The sequence below is a fragment of the Actinomadura physcomitrii genome (genome assembly GCF_008923205.2).
Classification (GTDB): domain Bacteria; phylum Actinomycetota; class Actinomycetes; order Streptosporangiales; family Streptosporangiaceae; genus Spirillospora; species Spirillospora physcomitrii.
In genome coordinates, this window is sequence record NZ_WBMS02000009.1 from 19727 (window position 1) to 37398 (window position 17672).

At 67.6% G+C, this 17672-nt stretch carries 22 protein-coding genes; 8 read left to right on the forward strand and 14 right to left on the reverse strand.

All coding sequences use genetic code 11. The features are described from left to right. Nucleotides 1-109 precede the first annotated feature (109 nt). The 4 genes from F8568_RS13205 to F8568_RS13220 form a co-directional block, all read right to left on the reverse strand. Complete coding sequence (locus tag F8568_RS13205) at nt 110-2308, reverse strand: FtsK/SpoIIIE domain-containing protein (protein ID WP_236008712.1); 2199 nt, start codon at nt 2306-2308, stop codon at nt 110-112. Then, the gene (locus F8568_RS13210; protein ID WP_151593842.1) at nt 2305-3441 is read right to left on the reverse strand and encodes a DUF2637 domain-containing protein; all 1137 of its coding nucleotides are present in this window, start codon (nt 3439-3441) and stop codon (nt 2305-2307) included. The genes F8568_RS13205 and F8568_RS13210 overlap by 4 nt, the downstream gene beginning before the upstream one ends. Further along, a complete protein-coding gene (locus tag F8568_RS13215; RefSeq protein ID WP_151593843.1) occupies nt 3441-3752 on the reverse strand; it encodes a WhiB family transcriptional regulator in 312 nt (103 codons plus the stop codon). The genes F8568_RS13210 and F8568_RS13215 overlap by 1 nt, the downstream gene beginning before the upstream one ends. A 94-nt stretch (nt 3753-3846) precedes the next feature. After that, nucleotides 3847-3990: a hypothetical protein gene (locus F8568_RS13220; protein WP_160573605.1), complete on the reverse strand. Its 144-nt coding sequence runs from the start codon at nt 3988-3990 to the stop codon at nt 3847-3849. 140 nt (nt 3991-4130) lie between these two features. On the opposite strand from F8568_RS13220, the gene F8568_RS13225 reads away from it, so the two are divergent. Genes F8568_RS13225 through F8568_RS50320 form a run of 3 tightly spaced genes read left to right on the forward strand, consistent with a single transcriptional unit; the run spans nt 4131 to nt 6504 of the window. Next, entirely contained in the window at nt 4131-4997 is an 867-nt protein-coding gene (locus F8568_RS13225; protein WP_151593844.1) for a winged helix-turn-helix domain-containing protein, read from the forward strand. Then, a complete protein-coding gene (locus tag F8568_RS13230; RefSeq protein ID WP_151593845.1) occupies nt 4994-5680 on the forward strand; it encodes an HAD family hydrolase in 687 nt (228 codons plus the stop codon). Before F8568_RS13225 ends, F8568_RS13230 begins: the two co-directional genes overlap by 4 nt. Before the next feature lie 5 nt (nt 5681-5685). After that, complete coding sequence (locus F8568_RS50320) at nt 5686-6504, forward strand: phosphotransferase (protein WP_151593846.1); 819 nt, start codon at nt 5686-5688, stop codon at nt 6502-6504. A 284-nt stretch (nt 6505-6788) separates the two neighbouring features. Here the strand turns inward: F8568_RS50320 and F8568_RS13240 are convergent, their stop codons facing one another. From F8568_RS13240 to F8568_RS13250, 3 genes are all read right to left on the reverse strand, one after another. Next, on the reverse strand, nt 6789-7742 hold the full coding sequence (locus tag F8568_RS13240; RefSeq protein ID WP_151593847.1) for a hypothetical protein: 954 nt from the start codon (nt 7740-7742) through the stop codon (nt 6789-6791). A 125-nt stretch (nt 7743-7867) separates the two neighbouring features. Continuing rightward, nucleotides 7868-8452 carry a GntR family transcriptional regulator gene (locus F8568_RS13245; RefSeq protein WP_151593848.1) on the reverse strand — a complete coding sequence of 195 codons (585 nt, stop codon included), beginning with the start codon at nt 8450-8452 and terminating at the stop codon, nt 7868-7870. Nucleotides 8453-8466: 14 nt separating this feature from the next. Then, a complete protein-coding gene (locus F8568_RS13250; protein ID WP_151593849.1) occupies nt 8467-8805 on the reverse strand; it encodes a hypothetical protein in 339 nt (112 codons plus the stop codon). Between the two features lie 141 nt (nt 8806-8946). On the opposite strand from F8568_RS13250, the gene F8568_RS13255 reads away from it, so the two are divergent. Both F8568_RS13255 and F8568_RS13260 read left to right on the forward strand, forming a co-directional pair. Then, nucleotides 8947-9246 (forward strand): GntR family transcriptional regulator, encoded by a 300-nt coding sequence (locus F8568_RS13255; RefSeq protein ID WP_328600855.1) that lies wholly within the window; start codon nt 8947-8949, stop codon nt 9244-9246. Nucleotides 9247-9502: 256 nt separating this feature from the next. Then, nucleotides 9503-9775: a DUF6953 family protein gene (locus F8568_RS13260; RefSeq protein WP_151593850.1), complete on the forward strand. Its 273-nt coding sequence runs from the start codon at nt 9503-9505 to the stop codon at nt 9773-9775. A gap of 1390 nt (nt 9776-11165) precedes the next feature. Here the strand turns inward: F8568_RS13260 and F8568_RS13265 are convergent. After that, entirely contained in the window at nt 11166-11357 is a 192-nt protein-coding gene (locus F8568_RS13265; protein WP_151593851.1) for a DUF1059 domain-containing protein, read from the reverse strand. A gap of 141 nt (nt 11358-11498) precedes the next feature. Here F8568_RS13265 and F8568_RS13270 point away from each other — a divergent pair, with 141 nt between their 5' ends. Next, nucleotides 11499-12272 carry a helix-turn-helix transcriptional regulator gene (locus F8568_RS13270; protein ID WP_151593852.1) on the forward strand — a complete coding sequence of 258 codons (774 nt, stop codon included), beginning with the start codon at nt 11499-11501 and terminating at the stop codon, nt 12270-12272. 97 nt (nt 12273-12369) lie between these two features. Further along, the gene (locus F8568_RS13275; protein WP_151542554.1) at nt 12370-12681 is read left to right on the forward strand and encodes a type II toxin-antitoxin system VapB family antitoxin; all 312 of its coding nucleotides are present in this window, start codon (nt 12370-12372) and stop codon (nt 12679-12681) included. Nucleotides 12682-12688: 7 nt separating this feature from the next. On the opposite strand, the gene F8568_RS48040 is transcribed toward F8568_RS13275, so the two are convergent. Then, on the reverse strand, nt 12689-13039 hold the full coding sequence (locus F8568_RS48040; protein ID WP_236008713.1) for an MFS transporter: 351 nt from the start codon (nt 13037-13039) through the stop codon (nt 12689-12691). A 42-nt stretch (nt 13040-13081) separates the two neighbouring features. Between F8568_RS48040 and F8568_RS48045 the strand changes: the two genes are divergently transcribed. After that, nucleotides 13082-13552, forward strand: a complete 471-nt coding sequence (locus F8568_RS48045; RefSeq protein ID WP_236008714.1) for a hypothetical protein — start codon at nt 13082-13084, stop codon at nt 13550-13552. 28 nt (nt 13553-13580) lie between these two features. Here F8568_RS48045 and F8568_RS13285 read toward each other — a convergent pair whose 3' ends face one another. The 5 genes from F8568_RS13285 to F8568_RS13305 form a co-directional block, all read right to left on the reverse strand. After that, nucleotides 13581-14300, reverse strand: a complete 720-nt coding sequence (locus tag F8568_RS13285; protein ID WP_151593853.1) for a FadR/GntR family transcriptional regulator — start codon at nt 14298-14300, stop codon at nt 13581-13583. Nucleotides 14301-14411: 111 nt separating this feature from the next. Further along, nucleotides 14412-15884, reverse strand: coding sequence for a helix-turn-helix transcriptional regulator (locus F8568_RS13290; RefSeq protein WP_151593854.1), 1473 nt, complete (start codon nt 15882-15884; stop codon nt 14412-14414). 185 nt (nt 15885-16069) lie between these two features. Beyond that, nucleotides 16070-16594 carry an HAD domain-containing protein gene (locus F8568_RS13295; RefSeq protein ID WP_151593855.1) on the reverse strand — a complete coding sequence of 175 codons (525 nt, stop codon included), beginning with the start codon at nt 16592-16594 and terminating at the stop codon, nt 16070-16072. Between the two features lie 31 nt (nt 16595-16625). Then, nucleotides 16626-17156, reverse strand: coding sequence for a PH domain-containing protein (locus F8568_RS13300; protein WP_151540952.1), 531 nt, complete (start codon nt 17154-17156; stop codon nt 16626-16628). Between the two features lie 148 nt (nt 17157-17304). After that, complete coding sequence (locus tag F8568_RS13305; RefSeq protein WP_151593856.1) at nt 17305-17565, reverse strand: hypothetical protein; 261 nt, start codon at nt 17563-17565, stop codon at nt 17305-17307. Between the last annotated feature and the right edge of the window lie 107 nt (nt 17566-17672).

Consider the following 17672-nt stretch of genomic DNA (forward strand, 5'->3'; position numbering starts at 1 on the left):
CCAGGGCGCTAGAACGCTTGTTCGCTGGTCAGAGGGCAGATCAGCCGCTAGCGGGGCCGCTAGGTCTAGCGGGCGGGGGCGCTAGACCTAGCGGCGCCTGCGGCGTCGGTCAGGGCGTGCCAGTCGCCTCGCGGGCGGCCTCCTGGATGTCCTCTCGGACGATGCCGCGCCGGTTCGCGCCCTTGCCGTCCTCGTCCTGTCCCCAGACTTGCCGGGTGGCGACCCCGTAGGGCTTGAGGGCGTCGGCCAGTTGTCCGGGCGTCCATCCGGCGTAGAGACCGGGGCGGAGTTCGGCGAGGCGCTTGACGACGGTTTCCGACCAGATCTTTTCCTCGTCGGAGCCGATGACTGCGGCCACGTCGTCGATGAGCGAGACTCCGGCGTCGTCGGGCGCGGAGTCCTCTCCGGCCGCGTAGCCGGTCAGGGTGCCGGCGGCCTTCCGCAGAGCGCGGGCACGCTCGCAGATGCGGTCCGCGGTGAGGTTGTCGATGTAGTACGAGCGGCCGATCTGCGGGTCGTCAGCGTCCCCGACCAGGTACCCGATGCCCTTGTCCCGGAGGCCGAACGTCGTGGCGCGGAGCCCGTTGCGGTACGCCGAAGTGCCGAGAACCATGTCGTTCTCGACCTGTCCCATGACCCGCAGACAGAACCGGATCCCCACGTTCGCAGAGACGCCGGTCGGGAGAGAGTCCTTATCGGGGCGCTGCGTGGCCAGAAGCAGGATCACGCCGAACGCGCGGCCGAGCTTGATGATTGCGGTACAGAGTTCGGCGGCCTCGGCGCCGTAGGTCGGGTGGGCGAAGAGGTTCTGACACTCGTCGACGATGAAGACCAGGGGCCGGAGTCCGAGCGACTTCTTCGCGGCGAGCTGGGGCGTGACCTTGTTCTCCGGGCACACGTCCTTTGGCAGCTTGCGGAGCGTCTGCGCGCGCCGCTCCAGATCCTTGCGGACCTCGCGGAGCGAGGCGAGGCACGCGGCGATCGTCTCGTCATCCTGTCCGGATCCGTAGTGGTGGGCCACCTTCTCTAGGGCGGACAGGTCACCGGAGCCCTTGAGTTCGAAGGTGCGGAGTTCGGCAAGGGCGTCCAGCGCAGCCGCCAGGGCGAGGATGCGCAGAGCGAAGGTCTTGCCCATGCCGGGCATGGCAGCGATCAGCGCGTTCGCGTACATGAGCGTCAGCGTGATCGTCCGGCCGCGCTGGTCGGTGCCAAACGGGATCGCCTTGAACAGGTCGGCCGTTCCCGACTTCGCCAGAGGCCATGCCGGAGGCTTGACCTGGTTCATGTCCTGGTCGCCGACCCACAGGACGAGGCGTCCGGCGTGCTGGTCGTGCGCAGGTTCCGGCCAGACACAGCCGAGCGGACGCCGGAGGCCGGACGCGAGGCGCTCGCGCCGGTCCATGATGTCGGTCACCGTGACCCCATACGGGAGATCGACGTCAGCGCGCCAGCCGGGACCGTCGCGCGTGATCGGCGCGGGGAACGTGATTCCGGCGCCACCCTTGCCGAGCGCCTTGTTTATCTCGCCGATGCCCAGGGCTCCCAGTGCTCGGACGATGATCTCGCTCGTCAGCTTCGGCGCGCTCGTCGACACGACGGCCGGACCCATGAGCGGCTTGTCCGCAGGGGACCCGATCCAGCCGAGGACGCCGACGAGAGCGGCGAGAGCGGCGCCCTGCGCGACCCCTCCGGCGGCCGCCACGGCGGAGGCGGCGAGGCCAGCGCCGAGCAGGCCGCCAGAGGCGAGCAGACGGCGCCACCGGACGCGGTTGTCACGCTCGCGGAGCAGCCGCAAGTACGTGTCCGCGTCGTTGCCGTCGACCGCGTTCAGGCGGAGCGGCAGGGCCTCGGCGTCACACGTCCAGCGCCAGGTTCCGGCGACGAGCCGCCAGAGGCCGCGGGGTGACCGGGCGGCGAGCGTCGCGGCGTACAGCGGGATCCGAACGGCGTGGAAACCGGCGATGTGGGTGCCATAGTCAACCGCCCACCGGACGGTCGTCTTCGCCTCTTCACGGTCGCGAAGCCATGGGGCGATGATCGGACGGCGCCGCGCGCCTCGGCCCGCGAGGAGACGAGTCCGGAACTCTTGCCGGCGGGGCGCGGCCTGGTCGACCAGGACCTTGCCCTCAAGGATGTCGTTGTTCCCGTCATCGGGGCCGTCCTCGGCGGACGGGACGGCCGGACGACTCTCGTCCACCCCGTTGCCGCTGTAGTCCGTACGCGGCTCGTCCGCCTCGGCGTCGGTCGGCTCGTCGACGTACGGGACGGGAAGGCGGAGTACCTCGGCCATGGGCTTGCTGAAGTTCATCGGTGCCCCTCGATCGGGTCGTGTGCGGCCGGAGCGTCGTCGGTGGTCGGGCGGATCGGTTCGGTCGGGGCTTCTGTCTTGAGTCGGGCGAGGAGAGCGCTGGCACGCGCGTTGCTCACGGCCTGGTCCGCCTCGCGGAGGGCGGCGGCGACGTTGTCTCGGCTGAGGGCTACGCCGCGCGCTTCGAGGTCGGCGGCGATGCGCCAGCCGAGCGGCATGAGGTCGTCCACGTCCGGGACGGCCCGTTTGCTCCGCGCGGACCGTCCGCGCTTCCTCGCGGAGGCCGTCCGCCGGTTCGTCCGCTCATCCGTCCGGGACGGCGGTGCGGACGGCGACGCGGACGGGGGTGCTTCGATCGCCGGACGGTCCTCCGCGTCGGAGAGCGGGGCGGACGGACGGTCGTCCGCGTCGCGCCTGTCCTCGGCGTCCTCGCCGGACGTGAGTTCGCCCAGTCGGTAGAGGGCGCGAACTCGTCGCGGAGCGTGCCAGCGCCACGCCACCGTGCCGTAAGCGTCCTGTAGCTCGGTCAGCGTCAGGAGCCTCGCGCGTTCCCGGGTGAGCGCGTCGGAGTAGGAGCGGATCTCCCACAGCACCATCCGGCGCCACAGGGCGGCCGTCCGGAACGGGGACAGGAACCATCGCGAGGACCGGATCCGGTCCATACGGGTTCCCGCCTCAATGCCCGCCCGTACGCGGACGACGTGAGCGGCGACTTCGACGGCGACGACCCAGAGGCACGGCAGGACGGCGTGTGCGACCTTGCCGAACGCGGACGCCTCTCCGGCAACGTTCATGTAGACCGTTGCCGCTGTGAGCGTCCAGGGGATGAGGCGGAGCCAGCGCATCCGCATGTCGAGCCGCGCGAGGACGATGTCTAGGGCGGCGAAGATCGCGATGCCCAGATCGACGCCGAGAGGAACCGTCCAGGCGAGGAACCCGAACGAGGGACGCGCCGCCTCGGCGACCGCCGCGAAGCTGTTGACGAATCCCAGCAAGCCGAGGACGGCGACCAGGGCCGCGACGACGGCCACGGCGGCGAACTCGTTGCTGGAGAGCGCCCGCGAGCGGGAAGCGTTGTTCTCGGGTCCCCCGAACGAGGGCGGCGGCGAGAGCGCCTTGAGATCGCTGCTCATCACGCGGCCTCCCCCTGCGGGACCGCGTTCGTGTCGCGCTCAGTGAACGGTGTCTTGAACCTCTCGGCGTCGAAGGTCGCCCAGACACCGGGTTCTGGCGTACCGGCGACAGCCCGGTTCAGGCAGCGGCCGAGCAAGGGGCAGATCCGGCACACCTCCGCCGCGACCAGGAGCCGAGTGTCCTTCTCGTCCGGGGACTCGCCGGAGTCCGCCGGACCGGTGTGCAACTCCGGGTCATAGAGGCACTGCGCCTCCGTGAAGCCGAGAGCTTCGCGGGATGTGAACGAGAGCCTGGACGGGTGAACGGTCATGACAATCCTCACTGCATCCGTCGTGATCGGTGGGGGCGCCCCATCCCGGTTCGCGCTTGGTGGCTGTGGGCCGAGACGGGAGGCTTGAGAGTGATCAGCCGAGAGCGTTCGCGAACCGCTCGATCGCGTCGAACGCCTGGTTGATGAACTGGGCGGCCTTCTCGGGGTTGTTGAAGGCGAAGATCAGCGCGACCACGCCGAAGATGGTGGGGCCGTACTTCTTGGGCTGGGGGAACATGCTGGCCTCCCTTGAGGGTTCCTGACTGACTTGGCTAGTCAGGTGTGTTGAGACAGCATCATGGCCAGCTTGGCTAGCCATGTCAACAAGTTCGCGCAGGATTCTTCTGGCTTGGCTAGTCAGCCCGTAGGCTGACGAGCGTGAGTGCAGACAGCGAATACCTGGATGACCTGGACCCCGACGACCCGCGCACGCCGTCACAACAGATCGCGAACAAGCTCCGAGCGGCGATCCTGACTGGCAAGCTCAAGCCTGGAGAGAAGCTCCCGTCACAGCCGGACCTGGCTACCCGGTACGGGGTTGCGCGCGAGACGATCAAGGCCGCGCTGAGGACGTTGCAAGCCGAGCGCCTGGTCGTCAGTCGGCAGGGGAGCGGCTCGTTCGTACGTGCTCAGACAGAGCGCCCGATCGGGCTGCGACCCCACATCGAAGCGGCCTTCGAGAGCCCGCATGTCTCGATCGACTTCGCTGGATTTTCGGGCGAGACCCTTCACAACACCCTGATTGAGGTACTCGACAAGGTTCGTGCCGGTCGCCTCAGGCCGGAGTCTCTAAAGATCAGAATCATGATGTGCGACACGGCCGCCCCCATGGCCTTGCCGCGCAGAGTGGGAACGGAGACGGCCGAGGACGCAATCAAGCAACGAGCGGAGCGCATCACAAGGCGCGCCGTCGATGGGATTGCGGACGCCGTTCACGAACTCGCCGACATGGGTCTCATCAAATCGGCTACGGCCGAAGTTCGCGTTCACGAACTGACCCCCTCTTTCAAGTTGTACATCCTCAACTCGGAAGAGATTTTTTACGGGCTCTATCCCGTGAAGTCGCACACGATTCGCCTGAACGGCGATCAAGTGAAGATCTTCGATCTTCTCGGCAAGGACGCGACTCTTTTTCACTTCTCTGCCAGTGATGACGACACATCAAACGCGCCTCAGTTCGTCAAAGAGGCGCAAGAGTGGTTCGATTCAATGTGGGGGACGATTGCCCGTGAGTACACGCCGTGACCTCGCTAAGGGCACTCGTCCAGACATCCAAGGCCATCCTTCTTGACTTCGACGGCCCTGTCTGTCGGTTGTTCTCCGCCGTTCCCGCTCCGGGTATCGCCCAGAAGATCCGCTCATTCCTCCTTGAACGATCGGTGTCCGTGCCGGAACCGATGATGACGGAAGGTGACCCGCTAGTCCTTCTCAGGTGGACCGGAGATGCGGCGCCCCACCTCCTTGCAGAGGTCGAACGGATACAGGCCGTCTCGGAGAAAGAGGCAGCAGAGCTAGCGGAGCCCACCTCGGGTGCTGCCGAAGTAATCCGGTCGTCGGCAGCACAAGGCCGACCCGTGGCCATCGTCACCAATAACTCGGCGGAGGCCGTAGAGACCTACCTTGACCGCCATGACCTCGCAGCTTCCATTGCAGGGATTTCCGCGCGCATCCAAGGGCGACCCGACCTTATGAAGCCCGACGCGCATCTTGTGTTCAAAGGGGCCGAGATGACAGGGCAGTCGGCAAGTGCGTGCGTGCTCATCGGCGATTCCCCGACCGACATGCAGGCCGCTAAAAAGGCGGGTGCTCACTGCGTCGGTTACGCCAAACGCAAGGCGCGAATCTCCGAACTGTCCGACGCCGGGGCTGACTCCGTCGTTCAAAGTATGGAATCTGTGGCCGATATCGTGACTCGGCTAAGGAGATAGCGAAGATGGCGACGAGTAAGCCGCAGATCCCTGCTGACATCGTTGACTCCGTCTCGAAGCGTTGGCCCGAACGAGCCTCCGCCTGGCTAGATAACGCGCCCGACGAGCTAGCACAGATTTGCCAACGTTATGAAGGCCGTTATGTACGGACATTCCACGCTCGCTACGGGTTCGTTGTCGAAGTCGAAACACCCCGCGGGCCGCTGGTCCTCAAATCCACTCCCGACCCGCACGGAATCGACCAAGCTGAGGTTTCGCGGTCGCTATCACGCATAGGCGTAGGTCCACACATATACAAGATCCTTCAAACGCCAGTCAGCGTATGGACGGTGGCAAGCCGAGTCCTCCCAGGAGACCCCCTTAACGGTAGGGCCGTCTCGCTGGATCGTCTGGCGCCGGTCTTCCGGAAGATGCGAGATCAGAAGTCGGAGAATGACAGGCTTCCAAGCCTTGCCGCTTGGTTGCGCGCCCGCCTGGACGACGAGAACTTGAGTGATCTCGCGCCGGGCCGCTCCCAAGCTCCGCACAGCGAACGTCAACAAGCGACCGCGATCCTTGAAGACCTGGGATCCGGCGTCTCTGACATGGTCTGCCATGGCGACGCATCCTCGCGAAACATCCTCCTCGGGCCGGACGAGCAACTCGTGCTGATCGACCCTCGTGGCATCAACGGCGACGTGTGTTACGACGTGGCCGTTGCTGCGTGGAAAACAGCCAATGGCGACCCCCCACAGGACCGCGCCGCGCAGCTGGCGCGCCTGGTCGGCGTCGACACGGAACGCGTCCGTGCGTGGCTCGTCGTTGCGAACACCGCTCGCGTGTAGCGAGTGCCGGCAAGGCTGCTCGATGTGCCTAGACCTCGTCCTCCTGGACGAGATTCGCCGCCTCGCTTGCGCCCTGTGCAGACTCCTGGGACCCCGGAAGCTGCGAAACCTTCCTTGGCTCTGCGTTCGTCCCGTAGAGGCTCATCCTCCGTGGGCTCCAGTGACAGGCGACGTTGCCGTCCTCGTGAGTCCAAAAGGTCAGACTCGCATAGGACGACTGGCGGAGAGCCTCTCCGCAGTGCCGACAGACGACCACCGGTATACCTATCGCTACGGCGTTCGCACTACGGGCGCGGTTGGCTGATGAGGGTCCGCAGTTCCGTAGTCCACTCCGCCGGGACAGACTCCGGAAGTGCATGGATCGTGCGCGCGGCGCGATGCCGGTAGATCGGGTCAATAGGCGCCTTCTCCATGGCGAACGACCGCATGACGTCAGTGGCCATTTCGAGTGCCCTCCCCGGATCGTGAGGCGCCTCGGACCAAGCCTGATTGAGCCGCAAGAGCTTACGGAACCTCATGCGCTCTTTGGCCTCATACGCAGTCGCCTGAAATCCAGCGGCGAAGAACTCACTCGCACTCGGCTGCCGACGAAAGGCATGTGCAACTGCGAGCGAGTTGTACATCTGCGATGGCGTGAGTTCGAAAGCATTGGGCCTACGAATTTCCGGCATACGCTGCTGCCAGTCGCGTACCTGACGCTCATACTCCTCGGATAGGCCCGCGTGTTCCGGCAAGCGCGAGTAATGCACCATGGCTTGCGAGTGCAGCCCAGCGAGAATCAACTTTCCGTAGTGTGTCCCTGCCTCGCCCTCGATTACCTTGATGCCGCGTACGGCCGCCCGTGAGCCGAGTTCTGGCGTCCCATACCAAATCTCGGCGATCGATTCGCGATCGTAGGCACTGGCAACGGCCGCACGGTCGCCGCACTGGTAGCCGAATTCCCGCGCGATAGCCGCCGCTTGGCGAGCTTGTTGGATCTCCCCGAGTCTCGTGTGAAGCGTCGTGAGGAGTACCCCTTGCCACGCCATGACTCGATACCCGGCGCGCTGCCGAGTCCGACCGTTGGCACGGTTGGCAAGGGACCGGGTGACGAGAAAGTCAGCATGCACCTCACCCAGAAGCGCCCTCGTCGACTCAGGATGTGCAGCCGCGGCCGCCCAGTCCTGGAAAATACGGGTCTCGAAATCGGAGATTCCGAGTTCGTTGCGTGCCAGGGCGGCACTCTGGAAGTGCATCATCCTTTCTCCTCCGTTTATGACGGGCATCAGCCCAACGAGCGCGATCCTGGAAAGTACTTGCCTTCGCCTCATGACACCTCTCGGATTCGTCGTCCTGCCCGGATTATGCAGAAATGCAGACCCTCCTAACCTTCTTGGCGATTCTCAGAAGCGGGCAACGTTCCGTTGCCACCCTGTCCCTGCTCCGCAACTCTGATCGCCGTCTCAGTCCGGAGATCGTTTGCCGCCTCTGTCATCTCGACCAACTTGGCTATAAGCCGCGTGGCGTAGTCGAATGCTTGGCGCAGATCCGGAGTAGAGCGGATTACCGACACTGCTGCTCCGTGAGCTTCGCTAAGCCCTTCCAGAATCCCCGTGAACGTCTTTGAAGAAACAGATGGGAGCGGGGGAAGACGACCCTCATCACTAGATCTCGGCCGAACAACGGATCTACTCCCTTGACGGCCGATTATGAGGTCCTCAGCGGCAAGTTGCCGCAAGGCGGCCTTGACGGTTTCCCGCGCGACGCCGTATCTCTTGGAAAGCTGCTGCTGAGAGGGAAGTCTCGTGTCCGGCTTCAAGTGACCAGCCAGGATCGCCGATCGAAGCTGCGCCGCGATTTGCTTCGACGGAGAACGCGAATCGTCGGGATCCAGTCCGCCGAGGAGGTCGTCCAGCCCCAGAGATAGCCCAGACTGCTCGCCGGCCGGTTGGCTGTCGGTTCCCGACATGAGACCTCCGCCGCTCATGAGCACGTCGCTTCGTCCGCGCTACTGACGAGGGACTCGCACTGCGAGGTGGCCAGCCACGAGGGTTCATCCTGGCTAGCCCTGCGGGTGTTGACCTTGGGGTTCGGAGCGATCCCCGGTCCGGCAGCCTCCGCCAGGGCGAGCCGCTCGGCCAACCGTCGCTGTGCATCACAGAGGACCCAGAGCTCTACGTCCGTCCGTGCCTCAACCTCCGACACCGCCCCCCAATGGCGCTGGTAGTCGGTGAGGCTCTCAGTCCTGGTCGCGACGTACGTCCGATTTTCGAGCACGACCGACCAACCGTTGATCGCGGGTACGGCCATGGCTGACTGCATGTGATGGCTCTCCTCACGGCCAGTGGCGCCGGAGCGGGGTGAACTTGGCGGACAGGTGGCCAAGGAAGTGTACGTGCCATATAGAGCTATGCATAGCTCTCTGTGCCTTTATGCAGGTCAACGGGGCTCTACGTTGGTCTCGTGAGTGATCGTCCAGGGGTTCCAGAGTTCGATCCGCAGGGGCCGCAACTCGTCTACATGGCGTTTGCTGACCACATCGCGGCGCGGATCGCTGCTGGCGACCTCCGGCCCGGCTCTCGACTCCCGTCCGAACGCGAACTTGCGGACGAATACGGCATCGCGTACATGACGGTCCGCCGTGGAACGCAGGAACTACGCGACCGCGGCCTGATCCTCACCGTCCACGGCAAGGGCACGTTCGTAGCCGACCCACCCCAGAACGACGCCAGCGAAGGAACTCAGGAAGGCTCCGAGAACTGATAGCCCGGACACCCTTCTAGAAACACTTGACTGACAGGGCTTGCCTACCTCGCATATCACACCGCATCAGGCACTTCGAACTCCCATGTCCGATAGTGGACGCAGGTTGCGTTGATCGTCACAAATCAATGCCCGCGCCGATAGGTGTGCTTCATCATGACTCCATGAGCGTCGCGGCACTCGTCCGAGCATCCCCCTCTGCTCGGCACCTAGTCATCACAAGCTTCGATGCGCACACCACTCCGAGAGGATGAGAATGGAAGAAGTTACCCCGGAAGACATCGCCCGGTGGATGCTGAAAAGGATCGAGAACGGAGAGGAGCTTTATCAGCAAGACGTCGTCTATGAAATCTCGCAGAAGTTTGGAGAGAAATTCGTCTACGACAATGAGCGTGGCAATCCAGCCATAGACAAGAAGGTCTTGAAGGCTTTCCGGGAAGTATCTGAAGATACGGTGGTATGGGAGAAAGGAATGCGTATGTGGCGTAAGCGGGAAGTCTATGATGATCCTGGTCGCGGCCAACAGTGACCAGTCTGCGGCAGGACGGATTAGGTTCGATACAACCGAATCAACATGCGTAGCATTCTGGGCACCCTGCCAGCTTCGAACCGGTAACTGAGCCGCATGGGTGCAAGGTCAGGCGAGTTGGACACAGGGATATTCAGCCCCGTTTCTCCAGCTCGCCCGGCCGAACAGTCGTTGGTCAGCCAGGTCATGAGCGAGCGAGGATGTGTGAACGGCTGAGATATCAGTCCTCGTCCAGGGGGACGACTGCGGCAACGAGCGCGAGGCATAGGTCGCCCATGTCATTCGTGCGGTAGATGTCACCGGGACCGAAGCTAATTCCCCTTCGAACATTCTCAACGAGCCCGTGACGCACTAGAACGGCAAGCAAAGAGTCTCCAACGAGTTCCATGCCCGGCTGTCGTTTAATCAGGGTAGCACTCCATCCCTCCTCTTGTTGGCTACTGCCACCATCAGGTGGGGAAGTACTTAGAAGCCTCAAGAGGCGGATATGCGGCCCTTCCATATCGTGCAAGGCTGCAACCAGACAGATCGACTCGTCAATCCTGGCATCGTCTGCGACAGCCCGACCGAGAGCTCTGCCCAGAGCACGCAGCTTGGGTTCGAGACTCGTGGCCCCACTAGCCGCATCGATGCGAACGAGGAGGCTATAAAGCTCCGGGTTATCGACTACCTGCTGTAGTAACGATTCTCGTTCTATCCCAGACTCTACCTCTGCTGCGTCGATTACAGTGCGACCTCGCTTTTGTCTTTGCTTCACCGTTAATTCGATGAAGCTCTGAGTCACTGGACCAGCGGTCGCACCCAGGTAAGCGCCCACTGGGCCAGCGATGAGAAGTCCGACGGTCGCCCCGACGACGCCGCCAGCGACGCCCGCTGTGGGCGTCAACCACTCTGGCTGATCCGTGTCCGAGTCACGATCCGTCACAAGTCCCCCGGCCTAGGTTGTGATGCTAGGTCTCCTCGACGGGGCCGCGTTCTCCCGCCGTTCCCCGAACATGTGCCAACTTCAACTAGGAAGAGGCTACAGGCCGCCTTCGTCGAGCAGGCTCGATTAACGGCCTAAGCGCTTGCTGACGCACGGGAACAGCCGTCGGTCAGTCTCAGTTCTAGTCTCAGTTGGTCGTCGTCAGGGGGACGTTCGGGGCCGTTCGTGGGCGTCTGGCCGCGGGCGCCGCTTGGTTTCCGCAGGGGTTGACCTCGGTTTGAGCGGGTGCGGCGTACTGCGGTGATCATGGGCGGACGGGGGGCCGCAGACTTGGAAAGCGTGTTGCGTGCAAGCGCTCGCGAGTTCGAATCTCGCATCCTCCGCCACCGGCGTGAGCCGAACGAAGGTCCCGGCCGCTCAGCGGCCGGGACCTTCGTGGTGTCCGGGCGGGTCGTACCGCCGTTGTCAGGCGTGCTGCGGCACCTCGTCCTTCAGCAGCTTGCGGATCTCCTCGCGGAGTTCCGGGCTGTCGGCGTGCCCGTGGACGGACGCCGCGTGCTCGGCGGCCGCCCGTACCACCTCCTGCTCCTCACCGGCGATGGTGAGGGTGCAGTTCATCTCGCTCGGGTAGTCCCTGCAGTCGGCAATCTTGCGCATGTCGGCACCTCCCCTCCCTGCCAGTCTCGGACGGCGCGCGCTCGCGGACGAATACGGGAAATCCCGTATGCGCCGTCTCGCCCGGCCCCGGCCCGGAGTTGCCGCCTTGTGCCGTCTGACCAGGGATTTTAGAGTGGAGGCATGACCGGCTGCGGGGAGGTCGGGCTGCGGCGGGCGCTGGCGGTCGCCGATCTGCTGATCGACGCCGACGACGAGCGGACGCTGCTCCCCGCGCTGCTGCCGATGCTGCTCAGTGTCCTGCCTGGCGACAGCCTCGTGTGGTCGGTGCGGCCGGACGGCGCCGGAGGGCCGCGCACGCTGCCGGACGGGCTGGTGACCCGGGACGCGCTGGTGGCGTTCGAGCGGGACAAGGCCGCCGATCCGCTGGTCGCCCACACCACGGCCGGGCCGGGCACCCCCGTCCTGCGCTCCGACCTGCAGTCGCGCGCCGAGTACCACGCGCTCGCCGCCTACGCGGACGTGTACGGCCCGCTCGGCGCCGAGTACCAGCTCGCGATGGCGTTCCCGGCGGGGTGGGCGGGGGACGCGCCGCGCAGCGTGTGCCTGGCGGTCAACCGGCGGCACGGGGACTTCGACGACGCGGACCGGGCCGCCGCCGAGCTGCTGCGTCCGCGGCTCGCGCGGGCGATGCGCCGGCTGGCGCGACCGGCACGGGACCGGGTTACGCGGCGGGAGGCCGCGGTCCTCGACCTGCTGGCCCGGGGGTTGACCGACCGGCAGATCGCGCGGCGGCTGGCGATCAGCCCGCGGACGGTCGAGAAGCACCTCGAGCACGCCTATCCGAAGCTCGGCGTGCACGGCCGGGTGGACGCGGCGACCACCTGGCTGTCTCTCGGCGGCGGCGCCAGCCGGGGGCCGTCCGCGCCCGTTCCCGGGACCGCCGGACCCGTGTGACGGCAGTTACTCACGGCGCCTCTGAGCTGCGGCGTAAGTGGTTTACCAATCGGTGGAATGCGGTGACCGGGCCAGTCGGGGCACGTAGACTCGGGGGGTGATCTTCAAGGCGGTGGGCGAGGGAAGGCCCTATCCCGAGCACGGACTCTCGTCCCGGGACTGGGCCAAGATCCCCCCTCGCCAGGTCCGCCTCGACCAGCTCGTGAGCACCAAGCGGGAGCTGGACCTGCAGTCGCTGCTGGCCAAGGACTCCACGTTCTACGGCGACCTGTTCCCCCACGTCGTCCAGTGGAAGGGCGAGCTCTACCTGGAGGACGGCCTGCACCGGGCGCTGCGGGCCGCGCTGCACCAGCGGCTCGTCCTGCACGCCCGCGTCCTGGACCTGGACGCCGTCGACATGACCGGCTGACCCGGCCTCAGCGGGTCCGGGCGGGTTCGGCGGCGGCGGGCAGGGCCTTGGGCTCGACGAGACGGCCGTCCAGGTGGGCGGGCCGGGCCGCCGCCGGGCGGACGAACCCGGGCCGGGCGGCGAGCATCCCGAAGACCAGTTCCGGCGCCACGAGGACGAGCAGCAGCGTCAGCGGGACGTGCCGGCCGCCCGTCGCGCCGTGCAGGACGCCCATGGCGAGCGGTCCGAACCCGGCGAGCAGGTAGCCGCCGGTCTGCGCCATGCCGGACAGCCGCGCCGCGACCGACGGGCTCGGTGAGCGCAGGCTGAGCAGGGTGTAGGCGAGCGGGAACGCGCTGCCGGTGCCGATGCCGAGCACGACCGTCCAGGCCCGCCGGCGGCGCGCTTGATGACCGCGGGCATGAGGACGTTCCCCATCGCGATCCCGGCGCCCGCCAGGACCGTTCCAACGAAGAGCGCCGCCGGCGCCGTGACGACCCGCAGCGCGATCCCGGCCGTGATCAGCAGGAGGGAGCCGGCGATCGCGGTCTCGGTGCCGAGCCGGCGCGCGGCGACCGGCGCCAGCGACGCGAAGACGCCCAGGCAGAGGACGGGCAGCGTGGTGAGGACGCCCGCCTCGACGCCGGACAGGCCGAATGCGTCCCGCAGATCGCCGAGCAGCGGGGAGATCCCGGTGATGGCGGCCCGCAGGTTGATCGTCAGCAGCACCAGGCCGACGAGCGACCAGGCGGTCAGGGCACGGGGGACGGGGGTCGTCGCAGGGGTGTTCATGTCGCCTTCGCCATGCGCCCGCGGGCGCGTCGAACCGGATGGGGGCGGCGTGCCGGCTCAGGGCCTGGTCACGCTGGTGATCGTTGATGGGACGCGGTGAACCGCGCGATGCCGGACGCGCGCCGCCGCTACGGCTCGCGCTCCTCCGGGGCCGGCGGGGCGCCGGGCGCGGCGTTCCACGGGCCCGTCGAGGCGAGGATCTGGTCGAGGCAGGCGTGCGTGGCCTGGACGGCCGCCGCCGCGTCGCCCGCCTCCACCGCCGCGGCGATGGGGCCGTGCGGGACGTCCGGGTGCTCGAGGAGGCTGCCCGCCGCGCCGATGCTGGCCCTCAGGGCGGTGCTGAAGTCGCGGTACAGGTCGGTGAGGACCCGGTTGTGGGTCGCCTCCACGACCGTGGTGTGGAACGCCAGGTCGGCCTCGACGAACGCGGTGTGCTCCCCCGCGGCCCACGCCGCGTCCCGGCGGGCGAGCGCGCCGGTGATGGCGGCGACGTCGGCATCGGTGCGGCGCGCGGCGGCGAGCCGGGCGGCCTCCACCTCCAGGCCCCGCCGGACCTCCAGGATCTCGACGAGTTCGGCCGTCTCCAGGCGCCGCCGGACGGCGCTGGACAGCTCGCTGGTGGCCCGCACGTAGGTGCCGTCGCCCTGGCGGCTTTCGAGCAGCCCCGCGTGGGTGAGCGCGCGGACGGCCTCGCGGACGGTGTTGCGGCCGACGCCGAGGGTCTCCGACAGCACCGGCTCCGCCGGGATCTTCCCGCCGACCGGCCAGGAACCGCCGGTGATCTCGGCTCTGAGCTGCTCGATCACCTGATCGACGAGCGACGACCGGCGGGCGGTGCGCAGCGTCACGGTCCCTCCTCGCGCCGACATCCGGTCAGCCGGTCATCCCATGTTTCCGCCACCATGGTAGGACGCGCCCGTCCCGGCTTTTATTCCGGGCCGCCGATCAACCCTTGGCCGTCAGACGCGGCCGAGGTCGTGATTCGCCTCCTGGGACGGCGCGGCGTGCAGGCCCGCGGCCTCCAGCGCCTGCCGGTACGCCGCCGCGGCGGACTCGGTGTCCTGGACGAGCTCGAACAGCTCCCCCAGCTCGCGCAGCAGGTGCGCGGCGGGGCGCCCGGCCGGCAGCGTCCTCAGCTGCTCGGACGCGGCGCGCAGCACGACCTGGGCGGCCTGGCTCTCCCCCTGCGCCACCCGGGCGCGGGCGAGGACGAGCCGGGCCAGCACGGTCTTCTGTGTGCGCGCGGCGAGGTCGTTGCCGGGGTGCGGCGTGATGCTGTGCGCCAGTGCCGGGGAAGGCGCCACCAGGGCCATCCCGGTGTCGAGGAACTGCTCCAGCTCGGCGATCGCTTCGTCCAGTTCCCCTATGAGGACCAGCGCGCGCGCCTTGGCGATGGTGCTCTCGGTGGCCTCGGCCCCTTCGAGCGCGCCCGTCCCCCGCAGCAGCTCCAGCGCCTCCCGCGCGGCCTCGCGGGAGCCTTCGGCGCGCGGCTTCTCGATGCCCGGCACGCCGTCGGCCGGCGACACCACGTCCGCCACCGCGGACGGCTCCGGCTCGGAGAACGGCATGACGCCCCTCAGCAGCGCCTTCGCGGCGGCGAGCGCGAGCCGCGCCCGCGCCTGCACGGGCGTCGCGTCGGTGCGGGCGGCCAGCGCCCGGTCGGCGAAGTACAGGGAGTCGCCGATCGTCCCCTCCTCCAGCGCGCGCATGCTGGCCCGCTGGTAGTGGACGCTCGTGGACGCGTCGTCCCCCGCGCCCTCCGGATGCAGGAGCCGCCTGCCGAGCTCGTGCGCGCGCGCCGGGTCGGAGCGGTCGACATAGGCCAGCAGCAGGATCCGGCCCGCCTCCGTGTACTCCTGCCCCGTGCTGAGCCCGAGCGTGCCGAGCCGGTCCATCGCGCGCTCGCCCAGCGCGATCGCCTGCCCGAGGTCGCCGACCGTGTGGTAGCAGCGCGCCAGCGCGATCACCGGCGGCAGCCAGCTCGCCCGTCCCGGGTCGCGTTCGGCCTGCTCGCGCAGCTCCTCGAACAGCGCGATCGCCTGGTCGGCGCGGCCCAGCTCCTCCAGGGCGCGGGCGCGGCCCCACCGGGCGCGGGACGTCAGGTCGGGATCGTCGCTGCGCGCGATCACCTCGTCGAAGCCGGACTCGGCGGTGCCGGGGTCGCCGCCCAGCAGCGCGAGGTGCGCGTGGCGCTCCCGCACCTCCAGGTGCGCCCGCTGCTCCGGCTCGACGCCCTCGGCGAGGTACTCGGGCGTGCAGCCGAGCCGTTCGGCCAGCATGCGCAGGACGGTCGGCGTCGGAGTCCGCTTACCGGACTCGATCAAAGAGATGTAGCTGTCGGAAAGGTCGTGACCGGCGAGCTGTGCCTGCGACAGGCGTCTGGTGAGCCGCAGGTTGCGGACACGTTCGCCGACATTGCCTGGACCCGGCATGTGGACTCACTTAGCGGAAGTAATCAGGCGGCTGGGGTGCCGACATGATTGCACATTGCGGGTTAACGCACATCGAGAGTAATGAAGCGGGACCCCCCGGACGCTCGCGGCACCTGTCGTCCTCGACGTTATCCGACGTTCCCCGCAAGATCGCCGATTCCGCCGAGATTGGTCCCGTACCCGCCCTACACCGTCCCGCGGGCCCCCCGCAACCACTCGTCCAGAACGCGATAATCCGCGTCCCCCAACCCCGTCCGAGCGTCGACCCGCCGCAACAGCGCCCGCCCCGCATGCCACACCGAAACCCAGGCGCGATCGGCATCGGAGATCTCGTCGTCGACCCAGGCGAACGCCCGTCCGGCCGCCCACTCGACGAGCGTGCGCGTCTTCCAGTGCAGGCCGTTCCGCGCGTCCTGCTCCTCGGTGGCGGACGTTTCCGGCCAGTCGACCACCGCCAGTTCCGGCAGGCCCAGGCGCGGCGCGATGCAGTCATTGGCGTCGGCCGCCCAGGTCGTCGCCCACACCAGTTCGCAGGGGAGCGCCGACAGCCGCGGGCCGTGGGCGGGATCCAGCCGGGGCAGGAGGGGATGGGAAGCACCGCCCCCTGGTTCCGAACGATCCGTCTCGTATGTCGGGTACGGCTGCGGGGAGCCGAACGGGATGAGCGGACCGTCGACATCGAGGAACAGCAGCGGCACGGGACCGGGCACGACCGAACGGTAGCGCCCAGGGCGCGCGGCGTCAGTCGTCGGCGGTGGCGTTCTTGTTCGGGAAGATCATTTCGCAGACCTCGAGGTAGAGCTGCTCCGGGTAGGGCAGGTACGGGACGTTCGACAGCGCCTGCTCCTGGCCCGCCGACTCCAGCACGAACTCGCCGTAGCCGAGCATCCGGCCCGCGATCGTCCGCTTGAAGCTCATGTCGGTGACCTTCGCCAGCGGCATCATCGCGACCTTGCGGGTGATCAGGCCGGTGGTCAGCAGCATCCGCTGGTTGGTGATCACGAAGTAGTCGACCGACCACTCGGCGACCCGCCAGACGAACCAGGCGAGCAGGATCAGCCACGCCCACCAGATCCAGCTGATCACCGTCCCGGCCTGGCTGGCGACGGTGTTGCTCAGCACGCCCGCGACGATCAGCCCGCCGAGGACGAGCCCCACCGGGACCATCAGCACCGCCGGATGCCGGCGCACCGTGATCACCTGGTTCTCGTGCGGGAGGAGGTACTTGTTCACCGAGGCCGGGGCCGAGTCCCCCGGGGTCACCAGCCTCATCGCGGCCTCGGGCCGGAGCGGCGCCGGTCAGGCGGGGCCGCCGCGGCCCACCTCATGTGCTTGCTTGCGGGCACGGCTGCCTCCCGGAGCGTCGACCCACGGACCCCGGTTCAGTTTCGCACAGCCGCAACCCCCGGCAAAGCAACGGCTATGGCGCGTTGTCGAGAGAAGACCGGCGCGCCCGGCGGCGCTTCTCGGCCGCCACCGTGGCGAGCACCTCCAGGTGCCGGCGCGCGATCCGCTCCACGAGGTCCGGGGTGGCTCCCCCGCACACCTCGTCCGCGCCGTGCCGCGCGGCGGACACGCACCGGTCCACGGTGTCGGCCTGGTGCACCCCTTCGAACTCCTCGGTGAGCCGCTCGCCGATCGCGGCGTAGCGCGGCAGGTCGCCATCCCCTTGGTGAGTCATCGCGACTCCTAGATTTCGCTCGCGCCGCCCGGTCCGTAACGGTCCCCTGTGCCGGGGCGGCGGAGGGGAACGCGCACTGACGTTCCGTAGCGCGTTCGTACCCCTTG

What these genes read in the sequence shown, in the direction of transcription:
- F8568_RS13205 (WP_236008712.1), bottom strand. Translation starts at nt 2,308, where the DNA reads ATGAACTTCAGCAAGCCCATGGCCGAGGTACTCCGCCTTCCCGTCCCG.
- F8568_RS13210 (WP_151593842.1), bottom strand. Translation starts at nt 3,441, where the DNA reads ATGAGCAGCGATCTCAAGGCGCTCTCGCCGCCGCCCTCGTTCGGGGGA.
- F8568_RS13215 (WP_151593843.1), bottom strand. Translation starts at nt 3,752, where the DNA reads ATGACCGTTCACCCGTCCAGGCTCTCGTTCACATCCCGCGAAGCTCTC.
- F8568_RS13220 (WP_160573605.1), bottom strand. Translation starts at nt 3,990, where the DNA reads ATGTTCCCCCAGCCCAAGAAGTACGGCCCCACCATCTTCGGCGTGGTC.
- F8568_RS50320 (WP_151593846.1), top strand. Translation starts at nt 5,686, where the DNA reads ATGGCGACGAGTAAGCCGCAGATCCCTGCTGACATCGTTGACTCCGTC.
- F8568_RS13240 (WP_151593847.1), bottom strand. Translation starts at nt 7,742, where the DNA reads ATGATGCACTTCCAGAGTGCCGCCCTGGCACGCAACGAACTCGGAATC.
- F8568_RS13245 (WP_151593848.1), bottom strand. Translation starts at nt 8,452, where the DNA reads ATGTCGGGAACCGACAGCCAACCGGCCGGCGAGCAGTCTGGGCTATCT.
- F8568_RS13250 (WP_151593849.1), bottom strand. Translation starts at nt 8,805, where the DNA reads ATGCAGTCAGCCATGGCCGTACCCGCGATCAACGGTTGGTCGGTCGTG.
- F8568_RS13260 (WP_151593850.1), top strand. Translation starts at nt 9,503, where the DNA reads ATGGAAGAAGTTACCCCGGAAGACATCGCCCGGTGGATGCTGAAAAGG.
- F8568_RS13265 (WP_151593851.1), bottom strand. Translation starts at nt 11,357, where the DNA reads ATGCGCAAGATTGCCGACTGCAGGGACTACCCGAGCGAGATGAACTGC.
- F8568_RS13270 (WP_151593852.1), top strand. Translation starts at nt 11,499, where the DNA reads ATGACCGGCTGCGGGGAGGTCGGGCTGCGGCGGGCGCTGGCGGTCGCC.
- F8568_RS48045 (WP_236008714.1), top strand. Translation starts at nt 13,082, where the DNA reads ATGAGGACGTTCCCCATCGCGATCCCGGCGCCCGCCAGGACCGTTCCA.
- F8568_RS13290 (WP_151593854.1), bottom strand. Translation starts at nt 15,884, where the DNA reads ATGCCGGGTCCAGGCAATGTCGGCGAACGTGTCCGCAACCTGCGGCTC.
- F8568_RS13300 (WP_151540952.1), bottom strand. Translation starts at nt 17,156, where the DNA reads ATGAGGCTGGTGACCCCGGGGGACTCGGCCCCGGCCTCGGTGAACAAG.
- F8568_RS13305 (WP_151593856.1), bottom strand. Translation starts at nt 17,565, where the DNA reads ATGACTCACCAAGGGGATGGCGACCTGCCGCGCTACGCCGCGATCGGC.